The organism is Cobetia sp., from assembly GCF_983723665.1.
In genome coordinates, this window is sequence record NZ_CFDJES010000193.1 from 1 (window position 1) to 4138 (window position 4138).

General features: G+C 64.6%; 3 protein-coding genes. All 3 read left to right on the forward strand.

The annotated features are described in order from the left end of the window. Positions 1-201: hydroxyacylglutathione hydrolase C-terminal domain-containing protein (locus tag AC4FAH_RS13590; RefSeq protein WP_490246213.1), on the forward strand; the 201-nt coding region annotated here is incomplete at its 5' end. 208 nt (positions 202-409) lie between these two features. Beyond that, positions 410-1816, forward strand: a complete 1407-nt coding sequence (locus AC4FAH_RS13595) for a LysM peptidoglycan-binding domain-containing protein (RefSeq protein WP_242007784.1) — start codon at positions 410-412, stop codon at positions 1814-1816. A gap of 388 nt (positions 1817-2204) precedes the next feature. After that, on the forward strand, positions 2205-4138 hold a 1934-nt coding region (locus tag AC4FAH_RS13600; protein WP_490246214.1), incomplete at its 3' end, for an extracellular solute-binding protein.

Sequence of the window (4138 nt, forward strand, 5' to 3'; positions counted from 1 at the left end):
GAACAGCTGCGTTCACTGGGCCGCCCCACGCTGCCCACCCTCATCGGCCGAGAAAAGCAGATCAATCCGTTCCTGCGCAGTGATGAGGTGGCGCTGCAACGCCACCTCGAGCAGGAAGGACGCCTCTCGGCACCCTTGGGTCAGGAAGATTCTCCACTGGCGGCCTTCACGGCACTGCGTCAGTGGAAGGACAACTTCTAGCCCTGCTGCCCGCGTGCCATTGCCCCCGTTCTGACGCCACTCAGGTGAGCGGTTGGAGCGCGGCGTGAATGGCATTTCGCGTGACAGCGGGTCGAGAACATTCCTGATCTCGATCAGCCCCCGCAGTCACTGATTCGTGCCGGCATGACCGGCCAGCCGAGCCGCTGCTGACCCATCCAGCCGCGGCTCGCCAGAGAGTATTTCGTCAATGCATCAGCAAGACCTCCGTACCGACGGCCAGATGGCCGCCGACACGCCGTGTCGTGTCACTCCGACCCAGGCCCCCTTCCGTCCGGCTCGACTGCGTCACCTGATTCGCCTCGCCTCTCTGGGTGCCACCCTGTGCCTGATGCCGCTGACCGCCAGCGCCAATTCAGCGATGGTGTCCGGGGTCTCGCCCACCAGTGAATATCAGCGCGCCCCGCTGAACTTCATGGAGGCCGTCGACGCCATTCCCGCGCACTACGACGACGTCTGGGAGCGACTGCGCGCCGGCTATCAGCTGCAGCAGGACACCGGTCGCCCACGCGTGCGCAAATGGATCAGCTGGTATCAGGAGCACCCCCACCACGTGGAGCGTATCGCGGAACAGGCCCGCCCCTGGATTCGCTACGTGACACTGCGCACCGAAGCACGCGGCCTGCCGGCAGAGCTGGCACTGCTGCCCTTCATCGAGAGCGCCTACGATCCGGATGCCGCGCATCCGGGCGGTGCGACCGGCATGTGGCAGTTCATGCCGCGCACCGGTGACGCCATGGGGCTGACACGCAACCGCTGGTATGACGGTCGCAAGGACGTGTTGCTGTCCACGGATGCCGCGCTGGATTACCTGGAGACCCAGGGCGAGCGCTGGTATGACGGCGACTGGGAGCTGGCGCTGGCCGCCTACAATGCCGGTGCCGGCACCGTGAATCGTGCACGCCGCCGCGCCGGTGGCGATGAGGATTACTGGAACATCAAGCTGCCCAACGAGACCATGGAATACGTGCCGAAGCTTCTGGCACTGGCCGCGGTGATTCGCGACCCTGAGGAATATGGGCTCTCGTTGCCGAAGATTGACGACAGGCCGGAAATCGCGGCCGTCGAGACGGGCGGACAACTGGACCTGTCCACCGCCGCCAAGCTGGCCGGCATCAGTGAAGATGAGCTGCGCGCCCTGAACCCGGCCTACAAGCGCTGGGCCACCACGCCGGGTGACAGCTCACTGGTGATTCCCGCCACCGCCCGCGACACCTTCCTCAGCCAGCTGGCCACGCTGCCTGAAAAAGCGCGCCAGAGCTGGGCCAGCTATCGCGTCAAGCGCGGCGACACCCTGTCCGTCATCGCGCGCCGCAGTGGCCTGACGCTGTCCGAGCTGAAGCAGAAGAACCGCCTCTCGGGCAACACCATCCGCATCGGCCAGGCACTGATGGTGCCGGACCGCGGCGCCTCGGTGGCCACCCAGCTGGCCTCGGCCAACGGCGAGAAGAAGGTGCGCGTGAAGAGTGGCGATTCCCTGTCCTTGATCGCCGCCCGTCACAATGTCAGCACTCGCCAGCTCGCGCGCTGGAACAAGCTGTCATCTGCGGACTACCTGCGCCCCGGCCAGATGCTGACCCTTTACAGCGCCAACTGAGTCAGTCGATTCACGCGTCGTTGCACGACGCTTGATAGGCGATTCCTCAACGCCCCTGCCATCCGTGATGGTGGGGGCGTTTGCGATTCAAACGCCGCAGCATGGCCGCTGACAGGGAACTTCGTTACTCTTGGCGGGGTCGATGCAAGGAGACCGGCCGCAGCCCGGCGCGTGGCGCGCACCTGCTGCAGCGCTTTTGCAACCTGCCTGCAGTTCTCCTGCAACTTTAGGCAGCTCACGGTAGTGCGTCGACAGCTGTATGGACGCCGCTGAGGCGGCCCAAACCAGCGGAGTTGATGGCGAGTCAGGCGCAAACCAGCCGCTGCCCAGATGCCGGTCATTTCATCACGGCCGCGAGGCCCGGGTCATTCAGTCAAGGAAGTCTTCGATGCAGCGTGTTTCTTCACTCACCCAACGTCGCTGGGCCGCGCTACGTGCGCTATGCCTGGGGGCGCTGATGGTGAGCGGCTCGTTCACTGCCACGGCCAACGCGGCTGAGCCCAATGCAGCCGGGCCCAATGCGAATAGCGAGCAATCTGCCGATTCACGCCCCAGCGCCGACATGGCGTCGGCAACGCAGGCAACCAGCGCGCAGGCAACCAGTATCCCCACCTCGAACGTGCAGACGCCGCTGGACGTCCCGACCGTGCATGGCCTGGCCATCTACGGCGAGCCCGCCCACAAGCCCGGCTTCACGCACTTCCCTTACGTCAATCCAGAGGCGCCGGTCGGCGGGCGCATGACGCGCGCCGCCATCGGCAGTTTCGACTCCACCAATCCCTTCATCCTCAAGGGCAATTCGGTGGCGGGGCTCAATTACTTCGGCGGACTGATCTACGACACCCTGATGATCCCCTCCGCCGATGAGCCCTTCACCGAATACGGATTGCTGGCCAGCGGCGTCCGCCTGGCCGAGGACCGCAGCGCCATCGAATTCGATATCGACCCTCGGGCGCGTTTCCATGATGGCGTGGCGGTGACTGCCGAAGATGTCGTCTTCACCTATCGCCTGCTCAAGGATGAGGGCCTGCCGTTCTTCAAGAGCTACTACCACGATGTCACCGGCGTCAGCGTGATCGATGCCGACACCGTGCGCTTCGAGATGGCGCCAGGCGCCGCGCGCGAATTGCCGCTGATCATCGGCCAGCTGCCGGTATTGCCGGAGCACTACTGGAAGAGCCGCGACTTCACGCGCGCCACCCTGGAACTCCCGCTGGGTTCCGGACCCTATCGCATGGCATCTCTGGATGCCGGCCGCCAGGTTCGCTATGAGCGTGTCGACAACTACTGGGGCAAGGACCTGCCAGTAAACAAGGGCCGCCACAACATCCAGACACTGGTCTACGACTACTACCGGGACCAGACCGTCTCGCTGGAAGCCTTCAAGGCCGGCAGCATCGATCTGCACGTCGAAAGCAGCGCCAAGAACTGGGCGACCGCCTACGACACTCCCGCGCTGCACGAGGGCCGCCTGAAGAAGCTGGAAGTCCCGGACAGCAACCCGGCGGGCATGCAGGGCTTCGTGCTCAACGAGCGCCGCGAGCGCTTCCAGGACCCCAGAGTCCGTGAGGCACTGGCGCTGGTCTTCGACTTCGACTGGATCAACCGCAACCTCTTCTACGGTGCCTACCAGCAGACCCACAGCTATTTCGAGAATTCGGACATGGCCGCGGATGGCATGCCCACCGGCAAGGAACTCGCGCTGCTTGAGCCCTTCAAGGATGAGCTGCCCAGCGCGGTCTTCGACAAGCCCCTGCCGATCGATGAGCCACAGGAATTGCGCCCTCGCCTGCGCAAGGCGTTGGGGCTGCTGCGCGAAGCGGGCTATGAAGTGGTCAAGGGCCAGCTGGTCAGCCGCAGCAGCGGCAAGCCGCTGACGCTTGAGGTGCTCAACTACGACACCCAGTTCGAGCGCATCATCCAGCCGTGGATTCGCAATCTGGCGCGCATCGGCATCAAGGCGCGGATTCGCACCGTCGACGTCAATCAGTACATCAACCGCCGTCGCAGCTTCGACTTCGACGTGGTGGTCGGCAGTTATCCGCAGTCCAACAGCCCCGGCAGCGAGCAGCGTGAATACTGGACCAGCGACTATGCCGACGTGGCCGGCTCACGCAATCTGATCGGGCTGAAAAGCCCGGTGGTGGACGCGCTCACCGATGCCCTGATTCAGGCGCAGACCCGCGAAGACCTGCTCAGCGCGACACGGGCACTCGACCGCGTACTGCGTTGGGGCTTCCATGTCGTGCCCCAGTGGCACCTGGCGGCGACGCGCATCGCGCTCTGGAACAAGTTCGGCTATCCGCAGCCCTTCCCGGAATA